Source organism: Daejeonella sp., assembly GCF_030695525.1.
In the GTDB taxonomy this organism is placed as follows: domain Bacteria; phylum Bacteroidota; class Bacteroidia; order Sphingobacteriales; family Sphingobacteriaceae; genus Daejeonella.
In genome coordinates this window covers 108892-126976 of record NZ_JAUYSS010000021.1, presented here as the reverse complement: position 1 = coordinate 126976, position 18085 = coordinate 108892, and the positions used below count along the sequence as shown (strand labels likewise).

Here is an 18085-nt window from a genome sequence, read left to right as displayed (position 1 = left end):
TTGAACTGGTTACACTCACATGATCAGTTGCCAGGGCAGTGATACCATTCGTATATTTTGTTTCTGTATCGAAGTTTACATCCAATGATGCCGGCTGAGTTACACTGAATGAAAGTACATCAGAAAAAGTGATGTTCAAATTTGCAGTCTGTGCAAAAGATTTAGTGCTTAATAATGATACTGCGATTAATGCGAAGGTGATGATTACTTTTTTCATGATTATGTTTATGTCTGTTTTAAATTTTATCAATGTTTGATAATACATAGACAAATAGCAGACCATTGCCAGAAAAGGCGAATAAGGGGGTTTTTTTGTACGAATGAGGAATTTTTAAGGGATAATATTGCCCAAATGGGGAATGAGGTACTCAAGGGAGTATTGAGTACAGAGTATTGAGTAGTGAGATTAAAGGCTACTCCATTGGGTATTTATTGATAATGATGAAGATCTGGGTAATGATTACTCAATTGTTTAAGGGAATGCGTAATTCGTAATTCGTAAACCAGGAGGCTCAAACGCAGTTTTGCGTTTGAGCCTCCTGATTTACCTTATGCTTCTTCCTGCTTAATTAATTTAGCAGTGAGATAATCGCGGTTCATTCTCGCGATATTGGTTATTGAAATTTCTTTCGGGCATTCAGCTTCACATGCGCCTGTATTGGTGCAACTTCCAAACCCTTCAGCATCCATTTGCGCGACCATGGCCTGAACTCTGCGATAGCGCTCCGGCTGACCCTGAGGAAGCAAGGCTAATTGAGATACTTTTGCTGACACAAATAACATCGCTGAGGCATTTTTACATGCTGCTACACAAGCGCCGCATCCAATGCAGGTTGCTGAGTTAAATGCTTCATCAGCAATAACCTTTGGAATTGGGATCGCATTGGCATCAGGAACACCTCCTGTATTTACAGATACAAAACCTCCTGCAGCCTGAATACGATCAAATGCACGGCGGTCTACAGCTAAATCCTTAATTACAGGAAATGCTTCAGCACGCCAGGGTTCAATTACTACAGTATCATTATCCTTAAAGGTACGCATATGTAACTGACAGGTAGTAATTCCCTGTTTTGGACCATGTGGCCTGCCATTGATATGAAGTGAACAAGCTCCGCAAATACCTTCACGACAATCATGATCAAAATGAATGGGATCATCACCCTTCTTGGTCAGATCTTCATTGACAACGTCAAGCATTTCCAGGAATGACATATCCGGAGATACATGATCGGCCTGATAAGTAACGAACTTACCTTTAGTATCAGCATTTTTCTGACGCCAAACCTTTAACGTCAAATTCATATTTTTACTCATTCTAATTGAGATTTGAGATGTGAGACATTAGATATGAGATATAAATCTGTACCTCTTGTCTCAATCTTGGTTTTTATTATTGAGATCGATTTGAAATTCAAGACAATCCAGTCTCAAATCTCATATCTGATATCTCCTGTCTTATTTATAACTTCTCTGTGATAATTTAACATTCTCGAATACCAGCTCTTCTTTATGTAAAACCTCAGCCTGGTTATCTCCTTTATATTCCCATGCAGCAGCATAAGCATAATTATCGTCGTCACGCAATGCTTCACCTTCTTCAGTCTGGCTTTCCAAACGGAAATGGCCTCCGCATGATTCCTTTCTGTTCAAAGCATCGTCAACCATTAACTCCCCCAGTTCCAGGAAATCGGCCACACGACCAGCATTCTCAAGGCTCTGGTTGAACTCATTATTTGTACCTGAAACCATTGCATTTTTCCAGAAATCTTCACGAAGCTCACGAATCATCCCTTTTGCCTTAATCAAACCCTCTTCGGTACGGGCCATTCCGCAGTACTCCCACATGATATGACCTAATTCACGGTGATACTCGTTTACTGTCTTAGTTCCTTTCAATGATAATAAGTGATTTACCCTGTCTACAACGCTCTTTTTTGCATCTTCAAATGCAATGTGCTTTATATCAACCGCATCCGGGCCGATAGTAGCCAGGTAATCACCCAAAGTATAGGGAATAACAAAGTATCCATCAGCTAGTCCCTGCATCAGGGCTGATGCTCCCAAACGGTTAGCGCCATGGTCTGAGAAATTTGCTTCTCCGAGGCAATAAAGCCCCTTAACAGTAGTCTGAAGGTTATAATCAACCCATAAACCACCCATAGTATAGTGTACAGCAGGGTAGATTCGCATTGGCTGCTTATATGGATTCTCATCTGTAATCTGTTGGTACATATCAAAGAGGTTTCCATATCTGGCACGCACCGCATCTTCACCTAAACGTCCGATTGCCTCGGCAAAATCAAGGTAAACTGCAATACCGGAAGCTCCAACACCCCTGCCTTCATCCACAATTTCCTTAGCATTTCGGGATGCTACGTCACGAGGAACCAGATTACCAAAGGCAGGATATTTACGCTCCAGGAAGTAATCGCGATCGTCTTCCTTAAGATCGGTTACTTTCAATTCACCTTTCCTTAACTTTTGAGCTAATTCCACAGTCTTTGGCGCCCAAACCCGTCCATCATTACGCAATGATTCAGACATCAGTGTCAGTTTTGACTGATGATCTCCGGTCACAGGAATACAGGTTGGGTGGATCTGAGTAAAGCAAGGGTTTGCAAAATATGCACCGCGCTTATGCGCTTTCCAGGCGGCAGTTACATTACAACCCATTGCATTTGTCGAGAGGTAAAATACATTACCATAACCACCTGTGCATAGAAGTACAGCATGGGCTGCATGAGTTTCAATTTCACCTGTAATCAGATCTCGGGTCACAATACCTTTTGCTTCTCCTTCAATCTTTACCACATCCATCATTTCGTGACGGGTGAACATTTTTACTTTTCCAAGATTGATCTGACGGTTCAATGCAGAGTAAGCTCCCAGCAATAATTGTTGCCCGGTTTGACCTCTGGCATAAAATGTACGGGATACCTGTGAACCACCAAATGAGCGGTTATCCAGCAAACCACCGTATTCTCTTGCAAAAGGAACACCCTGTGCCACACACTGATCAATAATATTTACAGAAACCTCTGCCAGACGGTACACATTGCCTTCACGGGCACGGTAATCACCTCCCTTTATGGTATCGTAGAACAAACGATGAACACTGTCACCATCGTTCTGATAATTTTTTGCGGCATTTATCCCTCCCTGAGCAGCTATTGAATGTGCTCTGCGGGGACTATCCTGGTAGCAGAAAGCCTTTACATTATAGCCAAGTTCAGCAAGAGATGCGGCTGCAGAAGCTCCCGCCAATCCCGTACCTACAACAATAACCGTGTACTTCCTTTTATTAGCCGGATTGACCAGCTTCAGGTTGAACTTATGTTTAGACCATTTTCCGGCTAAGGGGCCTTCTGGTATTTTAGCATCTAATTTCATCTCAGAAATTTATTTTTTATCCCGAATCCCGGGTATTGTGTAATTCTATTTAAAGAAAAAATATAATGGCATTGCAGCGAAGGCAATCGGAACCAAAACTCCAAACACCCAAACACCAAGGAAGCGAACCAGCGGAAGATATTTGCTGTTATTCCAGCCAATGGTTTGGAATGCACTTCTAAAACCATGAATCAGGTGGAAGGACAAAGCAGCCATGGCAATTACATATAATAATACGTACCACCAGGTCTGAAATGCATTGTTTACGATCTTGTATAGGTCTTTGGAAATAACAACCTGTTTCCTTGCCTGAAGGTCGGTTATTTCTGAATGCACCAGACGATTTGCATCATATGGTAATTCTGAAACCTGAATATTATTCGGGTTATCCAGACTAATCTCATATTTAGCATAAGGTAACTCAGCATTATGGTATTTCCACCAGAAATCGCCCATGTGAACCACAATGAAAACTAACAAAATGGTGCCCAGAATACCCATATTACGTGATGTCCATGGACTGTTCTGACTACCTGCCTGAACGGAATAAGCCACCGGGCGGGCTTTTTTATTTCCTATGCTTATTATCAAAGCATAAATTGCATGAATGATAATAGATGCATACAGCAAATAAGAAACCACCTTGATTGGCGTAAAATGTGTCATGAAATAGGCATAGGCATTAAAAGCCTGGCCTGCATCATCTTTAAACAACTGTAGATTCCCAATTAAGTGCACAATCAGAAAAGTACACAGGAATAAGCCCGTTAAGGCCATCACCAGTTTCTTCCCTAATGAGGATGAGAACGTTTTTGCGAAATTGCTCATTACCTTGTTCTAATTATATTAATTATTCAGGAAGCAAATTTATCATTATATGCTAAAAATCACGCAGATCCAATTCAAGGAGCAAGTGTTTTTATCTATTTAGAAACAATCTAAAAACAAGAAAGCCTTTCCAATAAACTGAAAAGGCTTTCTTAAAATGTATTTTATTGTGCTTACCTCACCTGAAACTGATACCTGATCTGCATTCCATCCGGGCTTATCGCATTCACAGTAGCCATATTATTCCTTCCTGCTGTTATTGCACTCTCAATATCCTCTGTTTTATTGATTGGGCGACCATTAATGGATGTAATAATTGTGCCCTGCACAAGATCCAATTGATCAAAGAAGCCCCCCGCTTTAACACTTGTTACCAGAACTCCGGAGTTTATTTTATATTTCTTTTTGACAGCTTCTGTTACAGGAGCGAAGCTTGCCCCAAGATTTTTCGTTACGACACTTGATGAACTACTTGCTGTTTTTACAGACTCTTCACCTTTCAGGGTTACATTAGATGTTAAGGTCTTTCCTTCCCTCAGATAAGATAGCTGAACCTTATCACCAGGACCCAAACGACCAATACGTTCCTGAAGATCAGATGGGGATAGAATCTGCTTCCCGTCAACTTTGGTAATAATATCCCCTTCCTTTAATCCTGCCTGCGCAGCACCACCGCCCGGCAAAACTTCATTCACATAAAGTCCGTTGATTTCATCAACCCCCAGACGTTTGGATTGTTCTGCATCAAGTCCGGTGAAGTTGATACCTATGTAGCCTCTTCTTACAGAGCCAAACTCTTTGAAATCATTTAAAACCTTTTTTGCAAGGTTAATCGGAATTGCAAAACCATATCCTTCATAACTTCCGCTTTGTGATGCTATGGCTGCATTCACACCGATTAATTCACCTTTGGTATTTACCAATGCCCCTCCACTGTTGCCGCGGTTTATTGCAGCATCTGTTTGAATAAACGATTCAATTGCGGTCCGTGCCTGAGGCCTGCCATCTTCATCAGGTTCAAGGCCCTGATCGAGAATTCCAATTTGCCTTCCCTTAGCACTTACAATACCAGCAGTAACTGTAGTATTCAGTGCAAACGGATATCCCACTGCCAATACCCACTCACCAACACGCACATCATCAGAATTCCCGAGTTTTACAATCGGAAAACCAGATCCTTCAATTTTAAGCAGGGCAAGATCAGTATTCGCATCCTTACCAATTACTTTTGCAACCAGGGAACGCTTATCTGGAAGAATCACATCTATTTTATCGGCTTTATCCACCACGTGATTATTTGTTACAATATAACCGTCATCCGAAATAATTACTCCGGATCCTGAGCCTTGTGCAGGACCCTGCTGACGCCGGCGACCACCAAAAAAGTCTTCAAACATATCCTGCATCTGGTCACGACCCTGATACCCGCGGCTCGCGTTGGCACTATAGGTAGTTTTAATGTGTACAACTGCCGGTGTAACCGTAGCTGCAGCCTGTGTGAAATCCAAAGCTCCAGTGGAAGAATTAATTGTCGCCCCCGGATTATTTGTAAAATATACTTTTTGCTTGTCTTCAAACGACATTCCATCCCCATACTTGTTCTCAATAAACTTGTACGTTCCGATAGCAACAGCCCCACCCAGACATGCCGCTAAAAAAGTTACACCTATCTTTTTCATATTTTCAATTATACTTTTTTTAACTATTACAAAATGATACTCAAAATTAATACCACTTAAACGCAAATCATAAATGGGAGGTATTCTTTTTATGTTAAAATATGTTAAAGATTGACTCCCAGATTTTAATTCTGCACCTCAACTCAATGCATTTACAATTTAATTACCGAAATTTATAAAATGTTTAATTAATAAGATTGAACATTTCAGCCAATAAGGCTTTTATGACATAATTTTTATGCATCTCAACTTTTTTAAATACCATGGCGCAGGAAATGATTTTATCCTGATAGACAACAGAAACCAAACATTTCCTTTAATTAATCAACCTGAGGCTATTAAAAAGCTTTGTGATCGTCGTTTTGGAATTGGTGCTGATGGATTAATGGTTCTTCAACTTAAAGAAGGCTATGATTTTGAGATGCTTTACTTTAATGCCAATGGCCAGAAAGGCAGCATGTGTGGTAATGGGGGGAGATGTATCGTAGCTTTTGCAAAGCATCTGGAGATTATTGATGAAGAAACTAACTTTTTGGCAGTTGATGGTCCGCATTATGCCAAAATTTCAGAAAAAGGAACCTGGGTCAGCTTGCAAATGATTGATGTTCAATCTATTCAATCTGATGGTGAAGCATATGTACTCAATACAGGATCGCCTCATTACGTTCTTCCCGTGAAGGATCTTGAAAATAGAGATATATACCTGGATGGTAAAAATATACGCTATAACGAGACCTATAAAGATCAGGGCATCAATGTCAATTTTGTAGAGGATCTTGGTGATTCCTATTTCGTTAGAACATATGAAAGAGGTGTCGAAGATGAAACTTTCGCATGTGGAACCGGGGTAACCGCTGTCGCCATGTCGATGGCAAAGAAAAAAGGACAAAGTGGAAAAATACATTCAGTAATAAAAGTGAAGGGTGGGGAATTGTGCGTAGATTTTAAATACGATGGGAGCTTATTTAGTGAAGTGTTTTTAGAAGGGCCTGCTACTTTTGTTTTTCTTGGCGCAATTAATATCTGATTCGCATCTTCAGATTTATCCGGTTCAGGGAATTGAAACCTTAGTATTTCTTTATCGTACAATAAAGACATGCGCAATAAAAACACTCTACAAAGACATTAATTTATCAAATTTTCGAAATAATATTCTCCTTATTAAAATTTCATATTTATTTAAGGTATGTAGTGTAAAAAAGAAAATTCTATATAGATTTAGAATTTTTTAATAGTCAGCTTTCTTATATTTTTCAAACAAGCTATGTTGAGAGTTGACAGTGGTAAACCATGCAAAGTTGTATATTCTATATGTAAGCATGAATTCTTAGGCTACCTCATCGAACCACATGTTGTACAACTAAACCCTGACGAGGGATTCTCTCTTACCTATCAGCGATTGTTCAGCACTACAGCAGAGGAATTTTCATCCATTTTGGATGAAACTGATCTGAAATTGATCAGACTGCTGGAAGAAATAGAGCAGAGTCATATCATTAAACGTTTTCATAAAAAAGCCATTCGGCCGGTTGAGTATTTCAGAACAATTTTTGACGATAAAATCTACGAAGTCATCCGGCCAAAAATTGAAAAAAAGCTTGTTGAAGCTCTCAGGCTTATTGGCGATAGGAGTCTCTTTCTAATGAGTAAAGAAGGCTGGCCGGTTGAACGTAAGCTGATTATCGCATCAGAACCTGCTTCAGTATTGTTTCATTTCAGACGGAATGTTACAGAAACAAGATATTTTCCTACTATTAAATTTCTGGGGCAGCGGATAGAATTCATGTTTAAGGATGCGCAGATCATTTGCAATCATCCTGCCTGGCTCCTCCTTGAAGATGTACTATATTATTTCGAGGAGGATGTGGAAGGAAAAAAATTATATCCCTTTCTCAATAAACGCTATATCTCGATTCCAAAATCATCAGAAAAAACATACTTTGAGAAGTTTGTAGCCCCATTGATTGAAAAGCATGCTGTATATGCTGAGGGCTTTGAGATCCGTACAGAGAAATTTGAAGCTGTTCCAATTCTGAAATTACTGCATTCCGGCACTGACACTCCCTTACTGCAGCTTTATTTCAGATATGGCGATTATGTTTTTCCTGCAGGAAGTGACAGACGGGTAACTGTTAGAATGGAGAAAAAGGAAAATGATTATATTTTTCACAGAATAAAACGCTCCCTAAGTTGGGAAAAGAATAAAATCAATATTCTTCAGGAACTTGGATTAAAATCTTCGGGATCCTTGTTTCTGAATGTTTACAGTCCGGTAACAACTTATCCGGATACAGAAGCATCTCCATTCAGTGTGATAAACTGGCTTAATCAGCATCATGACGAGCTTGGGGAACGAGGCTTCTCATTTGAACAAACTGAGGGCTCAAAACGGTATGTAATCGGTAGGAGTAAATTAAATCTTGAGATCCGTGAAAATAACGACTGGTTTGACATCCATGCCGTAGTACATTTCGGACCATACCAAATCCCCTTTATAGATCTCAAAAATCATATTCTGAACAAGATCAGGGAGTTTAAACTACCCTCGGGAGAGATTGCTGTGATTCCTGAAGAATGGTTTGCACAGTACAGTAATCTGCTTCAATTTACGGAAAGTGGTAAACAACTTAGATTGAAGAAATACCATGTCGGTTTAGTCAATGATTTTAGCAATAGTGATCTGGCTACCGTTACTATGGACAGAAAGCTTCAAAAACTAGCTGATTTTGAAGAAATTGAAGAATTTGATGTTCCAAAAGCATTCAATGGCATATTACGACCCTATCAAAAAGCTGGTTATAACTGGTTCCACTTTTTAAAAAAATATAATTTCGGTGGCTGTCTTGCCGATGATATGGGCCTTGGAAAGACTGTACAAACTCTTGCCCTGATGCAAAAGATTAAGGAGGATAACCAGGAGGAAGGTATTCATACTACTTCTCTTATCATAATGCCTACTTCATTGGTTTATAACTGGTTAAATGAAGCCAAAAAATTTGCCCCTAAACTTAAAATCCATGTGCATACAGGAAGTTTTCGAAACAAGGATGTAGAAAAATTTGCTGCCTATGATATGGTATTTACGACTTATGGAATATGCAGGGTAGATATGGAATCATTAAAAACTTTTTATTTCAATTACATTATTCTGGATGAAAGTCAGAATATAAAAAATCCATCTTCAAAATCATTCAAAGCAGTTAAAACTCTGAAATCCAAGCATAAATTAATATTAAGTGGCACTCCGGTAGAAAATACAGTTAACGATCTGTGGACCCAGATGTCATTCATTAATCCTGGCTTATTGGGAAGCCAGAGTTTATTCTATTCTGAGTTTGTAATACCTATAGAGAAGAAAAAGGATGAAGAGAAGGCTGCGAGATTACAAGCCCTGATCAAACCATTTGTTTTGCGACGTACCAAGGCTCAGGTAGCCACAGAACTGCCTCCAAAAACAGAGAATCTGTTTTATTGCCAAATGAGTGAAGAACAGAAAGAGTATTACGAAAAGGTCAAGTCAGAATACCGCAATGTCCTCCTGCTTAATTTGGAGGACGGTTCTTTTAAAAAATCTCAGATCCAGGTATTACAGGGGCTCACCAAGCTCCGGCAGATTGCTAATCACCCGCAAATGATCGATGATGGTTACGAAGGGGATTCAGGAAAGTTCGAAAATGTAATACATACGCTTGAAAATGTACTTTCCAGAGGCCATAAGGTACTAGTGTTCTCCCAGTTTGTGAAGCATCTTGATATCTACCGCAGATATTTTAATTCGACCAATGTTCCCTACTCCTATCTGGATGGGGCTACATCCCAACGCGGAGAAGTTGTGAAGAGATTTCAAACCGATAAAGAAATTAAGCTCTTTCTGATCTCGATAAAGGCAGGTGGTGTCGGACTTAACCTGACAGAGGCTGATTATGTATTTATTCTGGATCCCTGGTGGAATCCCGCTGTGGAGCAGCAGGCAATTGACCGGACGCATCGTATCGGACAGAATAAAAATGTATTTATCTATAAGTTTATCACCAAGGACACTGTGGAGGAGAAGATCCTTGCCTTACAAAACAGGAAACGTAAGGTGGCTGAGTCTCTGATTACCACCGAAGAAAGTTTTGTTAAATCATTAACGGCAAAAGATATATCAGAGATTTTAAGCTGACTTTTTTGAGCCAACTTTGGGTAGGGTAAGTTGATATTTGACCGCAATTGTCCGTATCAGAATGATCACTCCGACACTAATAAATGAATTCATATTATCATCAACATTTAGCAGTTTTAATAATACGAATACCGCTGCCCCCGATAGACAGGCGGTAGCATAGATCTCCTTCTTGAAAATTAGTGGCACCTCATTAATCAGGGTATCTCTGATAACACCACCCATAACCGCAGAAAACATACCCATAATGATAGCAGCAAGTGGTGAAACATCATAAAAAAGAGCTTTTTGAACTCCTACTACTGTATAGAGTGCAATACCCAAAGTATCAAAGAGGAAAAAAGTGCGGCGGTATTTAATGATATAATATTTAAAAGTTATTGCAATGATAACACCAAGGGTTATTGCGATCAGGTAATTCCCATCTACCACCCAGGTTGGACGAACACCCAGAATCATGTCTCTTAGCGTACCCCCGCCCACAGCGGTAACAAAGCCAGTGAAGGTTACACCAAAAATATCGCGGTACATATTTTTATCCGAAGCCGCCAATGCACCTGATATTGCGAATACCAGTGTTCCGAGAAGGTCAATATAATATGGTAATTGCATGCTGATTTCTAAAGTAGAAGTAATGAAACAATTTATGAATAAAGCTTAAGCTTTTGCAATACCCTCTGATTTCATATTTTATTGAGCAAGGCAAGATATTCTTCTAAACTTATAAAATCAGCACCCATACTATCCAGGTGACTGGTATAAACCTGACAATCGATCAGATTAAAATGATGGTTTTGGCATAAATAAATCAAAGCAACTTTTGATGCATTACTGACCCTGGCGAACATACTTTCCCCGCAAAAAACATGATTAACCTGAACACCATACAAGCCTCCAACCAAAATATCATTTTCCCACACTTCAACAGAATGGGCATAACCAAGATCATGTAAATGAATATAAGCAGATTTCATTGTGTCTGTGATCCAGGTTCCTGCCTGCCCCTTCCTGCTGGAAATTGCACAGGCGTTTATCACCTCAGTAAAAGCCTGGTCATAAGTGATTCTGAAACTATCGGATCTGAGTATCTTAAGCATCGAAGAAGACACCTTTAATTTTTCAGGGAATAATACAAATCGCTCATGCGGTGCATACCATAATATCGGATCGCCCTCTGAGAACCAGGGGAAAATTCCATTCCGGTAAGCCAATAGCAGTCTTTGAGCTGATAGATCACCCCCAATTGCCAGCAAACCATCCTCATCAGCTAGTTCAGGAGAAGGGAACCAGATCCTATCTTCGGATAATTGAATGATCATTATTTGCAATTCTGCTCAATGAATGATGCTGATTTATCGCTGCCTAGCCTCCTGATGGTGTGAAAGTCTTCGCATGCCCCTTCAAAATCTTCCTGTTTTAGCTTGCGTTGTGCTTGTTTTAACAAACGGTCTATGAATTTTTCATCGTATCCTAATTGGTATTTAAGTTGCTCAATCCGCATTTCACCAGCTCTATCGCTTACACCTGCTTCCTTCTTATCATAATAATTAAAGATTACTTCACTCATTCCCTTTCTCGCCTGATAAGCATTTATTGCTGCATTAATTTCATCTTTAGATCGTTCCTCACATTTAAAGTCGCGAAGAGTAAAGTTTACCGGCAAAACCATCGAAATAAGTGTATCGTAATTTGCCGGCATTAGCCACTTGCCTGAAGTCAGGCGAACGACCCTTAATGCCTCAAGGTCAAGATCTGTTCCGAAGCCTTTCTGTACTTCTGATTGATATATACGGCCCTGTTTATTTAGTTTAAAACTTATATTTACCGTACCCTGAAGACAATTGTCACGGGAATATTCCGGATAAATCAGGACATTATAAATAAAGGTGTTTAGATTTTTGCCCTGAAATACCGGCTGATCATCATTGAGGATTGATGTCAGATGCAGGAATAAACTAAAAATAAAGTTGAGAGCCATATTCTAATTTAACGAAAAAATAAGGATATGATTATTATTGACAGGAGTAAATATGTCAATAGCCTGAAAGAGCAAATCAGATCGGTTTTTCAGGCGAACAGATAGCGATAATTATAAATGTAATGAGATAGAGCACCTGCAACAACAAAGAGATGCCAGATTTCATGACTATGAATATTTTTTCCCAAGGGCTTATCTTTATAATAGAATACCGTGCCTCCAATATAGAAGACACCTCCCAGCAACATCCAGCCTATAGCGGATAATGATAGTTTTTCTGCCATTTCATTCATTAAAGGCACAATTAATGCCCCCATTGCAATATAAATCCCAAGTGAAAGTCCTTTATGCTGTAGGCGGTTAATAACTTTTAGTGTACATCCAGCCAGTGCAATAGTCCAGATCATTACGAAAAGGGTCCATCGGGTATAACCATCAAATACAAGCAAAGCAGTTGGTGTATAGGAGCCGGATATCATGAGATAAATACAGCAATGGTCGATTTTTTGCCAGAATCTGACCCCTGACTCTGTACTAGGATAACTATGATAAATTGAACTGATTCCAAACAGTACAACGGTACAGATACCATAAACCCAGGCAGCAGTATATTCAATTGGCACATCAGCACGCTTCAGGAGTAGAAAGGTTCCGGGTATAGCAAGAATGGCCGGAATAACATGGGTATAAAAATTTACTGGCTCACGAATCGTTCTCATTTCAATCAGTCATCCTTTCCCGGTTCTTCTGTCTGACGAGGCTCTTTACTGATCTTTTCGAACAGTTTATCCATTTTTTCAACATATTCACTGGTATCATCCAGAAAAAATTCAAGATGCGGAACTATTCGTACCTGATCTTTGATTCGATTGCCTAGTTTATAGCGGATCTCGTTTGAATGAGATTTAATTGTATTTAATGCTAATGAGTTATTCGTGCTATTAAAAAAGCTTAAATAAACTCTTGCAATAGCCAGATCTGGTGAGACCCTCACTTTAGTTATGGTCACCATGATATTGGGTAAAAAATTCAATCCCTCCCGCTGGAATATCTCAGCCAGATCTTTCTGAATAACTCCTGCAAACTTCTGTTGACGCTTAGATTCCATAAAATTGGGGATTAAGAAAGTTTATAAATTATTGAATGCTGATTAATATAGCAATTTATCGTAAGGGTAACGTTTCGTATGAATCGCCTTTACCTTTTCATATAACAATTCCCTGAATTCATCAATATTCTCCTTATTTAATGCCGAAATGAAAATTGCCGGATTTCTATCTTTATTCATCCAGCTATTTTTAAAGTCGGCAAGAGTGAGTGGCGGATGCTCGTCCTGTGGGTCGAAATCAGCAGATTTATAAGCATCAATCTTATTAAATACGGTAATTATCTCTTTATCGATTGCCCCCATCTCCTTCAGAGTTTCATTGACAGTATTAATTTGATCCGCAAAATTAGCGTGTGAAATGTCAACCACATGAATTAAAATATCAGCTTCACGAACCTCATCAAGTGTTGATTTGAAGCATTCGATCAGATGGTGGGGCAATTTGCGGATGAAACCTACGGTATCTGAGAGCAGAAAGGGCAGGTTCTCAATCACCACTTTACGGACCGTTGTGTCCAGCGTTGCAAAAAGTTTATTCTCGGCAAATACTTCCGACTTGGAGATCATATTCATGATCGTTGATTTGCCAACATTAGTATACCCAACCAGCGAAACCCTGACCAACTGAGCCCGGTTCTTTCGTTGAGTAAGATTTTGTTTATCAATTTCTTTTAAACGCTCTTTTAATAAGGATATCTTATTCAGAATTAAACGACGGTCAGTTTCGATCTGGCTTTCACCCGGACCGCGCATCCCGATTCCACCCTTTTGCCGCTCAAGGTGGGTCCATAATCGGGTTAGGCGGGGAAGTAAATATTGAAGTTGTGCGAGCTCAACCTGTGTTTTTGCCTGAGAAGTTTGCGCTCTTTTGGCGAAAATATCAAGAATAAGGTTACTGCGATCAAGTATTTTTACCTGCAATTCATTTTCGATATTCCGGAGCTGTGAAGGCGAAAGTTCATCATCAAAAATGACCATATCAATCTCTTCCGACTTCACATATGCATTGATTTCTTCCAATTTTCCAGTGCCAACAAATGTAGCCCTGTCGGGACGCTGCATCCGCTGTGTAAATGCCTTTTGTGTTTCGCCGCCGGCAGTTTCAACTAAAAATTTAAGCTCGTCCAGATACTCATGGGTTTGTTCCTCTGTCTCCCCCGGTGTAATTATACCCACAAGAACTGCTCTTTCAGGCTTGGCTTCAGTATCGAAAAATTTTTGTCTTGGCATTTATATGTATTAATGATTGCAAAGATAAGAGTTTGACCCGGAGTAAATAAACAGCAGGCTGTCAGAATATCCCCGGACAAATCATGTATAATACGGGTCATTAAATTTTTGATACAAAGTCTTTCATCGCCTTTCCCGGATCGGTTTCCTTCATGAAATTCTCACCGATCAAAAAGCCATCAAATCCAGCTGCTCTCAATTCCTTTATCGATTGGGGATTACTGATTCCACTTTCAGAAATTTTCAAAAACCGGGACGGAATATGCTCAACAAGGTCATAAGAATGCTGCACCGAAACTGAAAAATCGCCCAGGTTTCGATTATTTACACCGATTGCATCCAAGTCATCACAGATACTCCGGTCTAATTCTTCTCTGTTATGAACCTCTAGGAGGACGTTGAGACCCAGATCCTTGGCAGATCTTGCAAGGATTCTGACTTCTTCAGGGGTTAAAATAGCTGCAATCAACAAAATGATGTCAGCTCCCAATGCTTTGGCTTCGATAATCTGGTATTCATCCAGCATAAAGTCTTTCCTCAATAATGGCAACTTATTTACTTTCCTGGCTTCGAGCAGATCCTCATCTTTTCCACCAAAGAAGCTACGGTCAGTCAGGATCGAAAGTGCAGAAGCCCCGGCTGCAGCATAGCCATTGGTAACCTCTTTAACAGACATATGGTCGTTTATAATTCCTTTAGATGGGGATTGACGTTTAAATTCAGCAATGATCCCTGTACGATCCGGATCTAAAATAAAATCTCGCAGCACATAACACTTACGGGAAAATAAGTCGCTCCCTTTCAGCTGATCAACACTGGTTTTAAGCTTTGCTGATTCAATTTCTTCTCTCTTCTTTAGAACGATCTTATCCAGAATATTTCCGCTCGCGGCGTTCTTAGAATTTGTATCATTTGTAGTCATATCTTCAAAAATCTTAACTCAACTCAACCAGTTAGAGATTATAAGTTTCCCATGTTCAGTGAGTACAGATTCAGGATGAAACTGTACACCTCGTACGTCGAGGGTACGGTGACTCAATGCCATGATTACTCCTTCAGTATCCGTGGCTGTAACATTGATCACATCGGGAACCATATCATTCCGAACGGCCCATGAATGATATCGCCCCACCTTAAACTGTTTTGGGCAGTCTTTAAACAACTTTTCATTTTCGTCGAGTACGGTAATCTCTGTGGCTCTGCCATGAACCGGACGGGAAAGGTTGTATAATTCGCCTCCAAAAACCTCTGCGATGGCCTGTAAACCCAGACAAATGCCCAGAATACTCTTAGTCGGTGAATACGTTCGGATCACATCCAGTAAAAGGCCTGATTCTGAAGGTATCCCCGGCCCTGGTGAAAGCAGAATCTTTTCAAAATCATTCACATCAGTAAGCTTGAATTTATCATTTCTCCATACCGTTGCCTGATGACCTGTTTCATGCAGCAGATGTACCAGATTGAATGTAAATGAGTCGTAATTATCTATTACTAGAATGTTCATCTATATATTTCTATTAAAATTATCATTTAACTGATGTCGGAAGTATGAGGTAAGAATTCAGACTTCCGACCTCAGACTTCCGACCTCGTACCTCAGACCTCAGACTTCCGACATCTTATATTTCCCCTGCCATCTCCAAGGCCTTTCTCAAGGCCATGATCTTGTTATTCACCTCATTCAATTCACTCTGCGGATCTGAGTCTGCCACAATACCTGCCCCTGCCTGATAATGAAGCACATTATTTTGACTGAGGAATGATCGGATCATGATCGCATGGTTAAAGTCGCCGTTGAAACCCATATAACCTATAGCACCACTATAAAATCCACGCTTCTGGCCTTCAAAACGATCTATCAGCTGCATTGCCATGTATTTAGGAGCACCGCTAAGTGTTCCTGCAGGATAGGTATCACCAACAACATCAAAAGGATCAACAGAACTCTGTAACTGACCCGTCACTTTAGAAACCATATGAATCAGGTGAGAATAGTATTGAATCTCTTTAAATGACTTCACTTCAACCTTATCGCAATGTCTGCTCAAATCATTTCTGGCCAGATCAACCAGCATTACATGCTCGGCATTTTCTTTGACATCCTTTTTCAGATTTTCAGCCAGTTCGGCATCCTGAAGGCTGTTTCCAGTCCTTTTAAAAGTACCGGCAATCGGGTAAATGGTTGCTACATTATTTTTAATGGTAAGTTGTGCCTCGGGAGAAGATCCGAATAACTTAAAATCGCCATAATCGAAATAAAACAGATATGGGGAAGGATTAATTGACCTTAATGCACGGTATACATTAAATTCATCCCCTAAGAAAGGCTTGGAAAAGGCTCTCGAAGGAACTATTTGAAATACATCCCCCCGGTAAACATGCTTTTTTACATTTTCGACAAGGCTGATAAACTGCTCATCAGTAAAATTAGATTTTTCCTCTCCATTCAGATTGAATTTATACTCCGGAAAATTTTTATTCTGGATCAGATACTGGATCTTTTCCAACCCGTCGGGCGCATTTTTATCTGTCCGGTGCTCGAGCAAGTACAATTCATTCTTAAAATGGTCAATTACGATAATATACCGGTAAACATGATATTGCATTAATGGAATATCCCGGCCATCCGCAGGTTTTGAGTGAAATTTGATATCTTCAAAATGCTCTACACACTCGTATGCAAAATAACCGAACAAGCCATTTGAAATAAACTTAAAATCTTCAGTGGATGCCGATTCAAACTGCTTCCTGAATGTAGAAACATGTTTCTTTAGTTCAAGATCTTTAATGGGATATTGTTCCCTTTCACCATCCGGAAAATAGGTCTCCAGCTTATCAGCGGTTAGGACTATACCGGCAATAGGATCACAACAAACATAACTCAAACTGTTTTCCCTGCTATGGTAATCAGAACTTTCTAGCAAAATACTGTTTGGGAAAACATCGCGAAGACGCAAATATATACTCACCGGGGTAGTGGTATCGGCAAGTAATTTCTTGTGGGAAGTGTATAATTTATAATTCTTCATTTCATTTATATTGTCTGATCAGGATTTCGAAATTTGTAATCACAGACCATAAAAAAACCCGACGTCTCAGGGCGTCGGGTTTATATTTTTAAGGTTTTAATGGTTAAAATTGCTCAAAATACCTGTGCCCTGTGCCCTTTCCTAAAGTGCACCACCAATTAGTTGTATTTTGTTTGATGTTCATCGCTCACAAAAATATAAAGAAATTTGACAATGCAAATTTTTTCAATGTTTGTTTAGCCCAAAATCGGGCGACCACTCTGATAAATTGCCACCACAATAACTAAAACCGCTAATCCGTAGTATAAAGCAATTGACCGGTGTTTATTGAAACCATCTGCCGCTTTCTTGGAACGGGAATGACCAATAGTAATCAGAACAGTTGCAAATAGCATCATTACTGAATGCTCAACAGTCCAGTATCGGGTCATGGTATCCTTCATTGCTTCACCCATATTGGCATAATTTACCACAGGACTAAAAAAATAAAGGATCAGGCCAACGAGAAACTGGGTATGCGTAAAGATCATCGCGAATAAGTTCACTTTACGGTTGATTTGTGAATATGGCTTTTTACCAAATAAACCAATTAAGGCCAACAATAAAGCGATAGCCAACAATAGAATGACTATATAACGAAGTCCGGAGTGTAAACCTAATAAAGTAGAGTACATA

The 18085-nt window shown here is 39.7% G+C and carries 17 protein-coding genes; 2 read left to right on the top strand and 15 right to left on the bottom strand.

Annotated elements, in window-relative coordinates; all coding sequences use genetic code 11:
- The 5 genes from Q8S11_RS05130 to Q8S11_RS05110 all read right to left on the bottom strand — a co-directional run.
- A partial coding sequence (locus tag Q8S11_RS05130) for a hypothetical protein (protein ID WP_305660999.1) occupies positions 1 to 217 on the bottom strand: 217 nt, incomplete at its 3' end.
- A 332-nt stretch (positions 218 to 549) separates the two neighbouring features.
- On the bottom strand, positions 550 to 1317 hold the full coding sequence (locus Q8S11_RS05125) for a succinate dehydrogenase/fumarate reductase iron-sulfur subunit (protein ID WP_305660998.1): 768 nt from the start codon (positions 1315 to 1317) through the stop codon (positions 550 to 552).
- 141 nt (positions 1318 to 1458) lie between these two features.
- Entirely contained in the window at positions 1459 to 3393 is a 1935-nt protein-coding gene (locus Q8S11_RS05120; RefSeq protein ID WP_305660997.1) for a fumarate reductase/succinate dehydrogenase flavoprotein subunit, read from the bottom strand.
- Positions 3394 to 3438: 45 nt separating this feature from the next.
- Positions 3439 to 4221 (bottom strand): succinate dehydrogenase cytochrome b subunit, encoded by a 783-nt coding sequence (locus tag Q8S11_RS05115; protein WP_305660996.1) that lies wholly within the window; start codon positions 4219 to 4221, stop codon positions 3439 to 3441.
- 173 nt (positions 4222 to 4394) lie between these two features.
- Positions 4395 to 5900, bottom strand: coding sequence for a Do family serine endopeptidase (locus tag Q8S11_RS05110; protein WP_305660995.1), 1506 nt, complete (start codon positions 5898 to 5900; stop codon positions 4395 to 4397).
- Between the two features lie 238 nt (positions 5901 to 6138).
- Here Q8S11_RS05110 and dapF point away from each other — a divergent pair, with 238 nt between their 5' ends.
- Positions 6139 to 6927, top strand: a complete 789-nt coding sequence (dapF, locus tag Q8S11_RS05105) for a diaminopimelate epimerase (RefSeq protein WP_305660994.1) — start codon at positions 6139 to 6141, stop codon at positions 6925 to 6927.
- 237 nt (positions 6928 to 7164) lie between these two features.
- Entirely contained in the window at positions 7165 to 10065 is a 2901-nt protein-coding gene (locus Q8S11_RS05100; protein ID WP_305660993.1) for a DEAD/DEAH box helicase, read from the top strand.
- On the opposite strand, the gene Q8S11_RS05095 is transcribed toward Q8S11_RS05100, so the two are convergent.
- From Q8S11_RS05095 to Q8S11_RS05050, 10 genes are all read right to left on the bottom strand, one after another.
- Complete coding sequence (locus tag Q8S11_RS05095) at positions 10057 to 10677, bottom strand: trimeric intracellular cation channel family protein (protein ID WP_305660992.1); 621 nt, start codon at positions 10675 to 10677, stop codon at positions 10057 to 10059. The two genes, Q8S11_RS05100 and Q8S11_RS05095, sit on opposite strands and share 9 nt — an antisense overlap.
- 71 nt (positions 10678 to 10748) lie before the next feature.
- Positions 10749 to 11384: a leucyl/phenylalanyl-tRNA--protein transferase gene (gene aat / locus Q8S11_RS05090; protein WP_305660991.1), complete on the bottom strand. Its 636-nt coding sequence runs from the start codon at positions 11382 to 11384 to the stop codon at positions 10749 to 10751.
- A complete protein-coding gene (locus Q8S11_RS05085) occupies positions 11384 to 12043 on the bottom strand; it encodes a TonB family protein (protein ID WP_305660990.1) in 660 nt (219 codons plus the stop codon). Before Q8S11_RS05085 ends, aat begins: the two co-directional genes overlap by 1 nt.
- A gap of 89 nt (positions 12044 to 12132) precedes the next feature.
- Complete coding sequence (locus tag Q8S11_RS05080; RefSeq protein WP_305660989.1) at positions 12133 to 12762, bottom strand: hemolysin III family protein; 630 nt, start codon at positions 12760 to 12762, stop codon at positions 12133 to 12135.
- Positions 12763 to 12767: 5 nt separating this feature from the next.
- Positions 12768 to 13151 carry a 30S ribosome-binding factor RbfA gene (gene rbfA, locus Q8S11_RS05075; RefSeq protein WP_305660988.1) on the bottom strand — a complete coding sequence of 128 codons (384 nt, stop codon included), beginning with the start codon at positions 13149 to 13151 and terminating at the stop codon, positions 12768 to 12770.
- Positions 13152 to 13193: 42 nt separating this feature from the next.
- Complete coding sequence (gene hflX, locus Q8S11_RS05070) at positions 13194 to 14381, bottom strand: GTPase HflX (RefSeq protein ID WP_305660987.1); 1188 nt, start codon at positions 14379 to 14381, stop codon at positions 13194 to 13196.
- Between the two features lie 100 nt (positions 14382 to 14481).
- The gene (gene trpC / locus Q8S11_RS05065; RefSeq protein ID WP_305660986.1) at positions 14482 to 15303 is read right to left on the bottom strand and encodes an indole-3-glycerol phosphate synthase TrpC; all 822 of its coding nucleotides are present in this window, start codon (positions 15301 to 15303) and stop codon (positions 14482 to 14484) included.
- Positions 15304 to 15321: 18 nt separating this feature from the next.
- Positions 15322 to 15885 (bottom strand): aminodeoxychorismate/anthranilate synthase component II, encoded by a 564-nt coding sequence (locus Q8S11_RS05060; protein WP_305660985.1) that lies wholly within the window; start codon positions 15883 to 15885, stop codon positions 15322 to 15324.
- Positions 15886 to 16000: 115 nt separating this feature from the next.
- Positions 16001 to 17410, bottom strand: coding sequence for an anthranilate synthase component I family protein (locus tag Q8S11_RS05055; protein ID WP_305660984.1), 1410 nt, complete (start codon positions 17408 to 17410; stop codon positions 16001 to 16003).
- A 236-nt stretch (positions 17411 to 17646) separates the two neighbouring features.
- Positions 17647 to 18084, bottom strand: coding sequence for a cytochrome B (locus Q8S11_RS05050; protein WP_305660983.1), 438 nt, complete (start codon positions 18082 to 18084; stop codon positions 17647 to 17649).
- Position 18085: the final 1 nt, after the last annotated feature.

Bases quoted from the DNA above. Each gene is read 5' to 3' on its own strand.
- dapF (WP_305660994.1), top strand. From the start codon at position 6,139: ATGCATCTCAACTTTTTTAAATACCATGGCGCAGGAAATGATTTTATC.
- Q8S11_RS05060 (WP_305660985.1), bottom strand. From the start codon at position 15,885: ATGAACATTCTAGTAATAGATAATTACGACTCATTTACATTCAATCTG.
- Q8S11_RS05100 (WP_305660993.1), top strand. From the start codon at position 7,165: ATGTTGAGAGTTGACAGTGGTAAACCATGCAAAGTTGTATATTCTATA.
- Q8S11_RS05050 (WP_305660983.1), bottom strand. From the start codon at position 18,084: ATGTACTCTACTTTATTAGGTTTACACTCCGGACTTCGTTATATAGTC.
- Q8S11_RS05055 (WP_305660984.1), bottom strand. From the start codon at position 17,410: ATGAAGAATTATAAATTATACACTTCCCACAAGAAATTACTTGCCGAT.
- Q8S11_RS05095 (WP_305660992.1), bottom strand. From the start codon at position 10,677: ATGCAATTACCATATTATATTGACCTTCTCGGAACACTGGTATTCGCA.
- Q8S11_RS05115 (WP_305660996.1), bottom strand. From the start codon at position 4,221: ATGAGCAATTTCGCAAAAACGTTCTCATCCTCATTAGGGAAGAAACTG.
- Q8S11_RS05085 (WP_305660990.1), bottom strand. From the start codon at position 12,043: ATGGCTCTCAACTTTATTTTTAGTTTATTCCTGCATCTGACATCAATC.
- Q8S11_RS05120 (WP_305660997.1), bottom strand. From the start codon at position 3,393: ATGAAATTAGATGCTAAAATACCAGAAGGCCCCTTAGCCGGAAAATGG.
- Q8S11_RS05110 (WP_305660995.1), bottom strand. From the start codon at position 5,900: ATGAAAAAGATAGGTGTAACTTTTTTAGCGGCATGTCTGGGTGGGGCT.
- aat (WP_305660991.1), bottom strand. From the start codon at position 11,384: ATGATCATTCAATTATCCGAAGATAGGATCTGGTTCCCTTCTCCTGAA.
- Q8S11_RS05125 (WP_305660998.1), bottom strand. From the start codon at position 1,317: ATGAGTAAAAATATGAATTTGACGTTAAAGGTTTGGCGTCAGAAAAAT.
- hflX (WP_305660987.1), bottom strand. From the start codon at position 14,381: ATGCCAAGACAAAAATTTTTCGATACTGAAGCCAAGCCTGAAAGAGCA.
- trpC (WP_305660986.1), bottom strand. From the start codon at position 15,303: ATGACTACAAATGATACAAATTCTAAGAACGCCGCGAGCGGAAATATT.
- rbfA (WP_305660988.1), bottom strand. From the start codon at position 13,151: ATGGAATCTAAGCGTCAACAGAAGTTTGCAGGAGTTATTCAGAAAGAT.
- Q8S11_RS05080 (WP_305660989.1), bottom strand. From the start codon at position 12,762: ATGAGAACGATTCGTGAGCCAGTAAATTTTTATACCCATGTTATTCCG.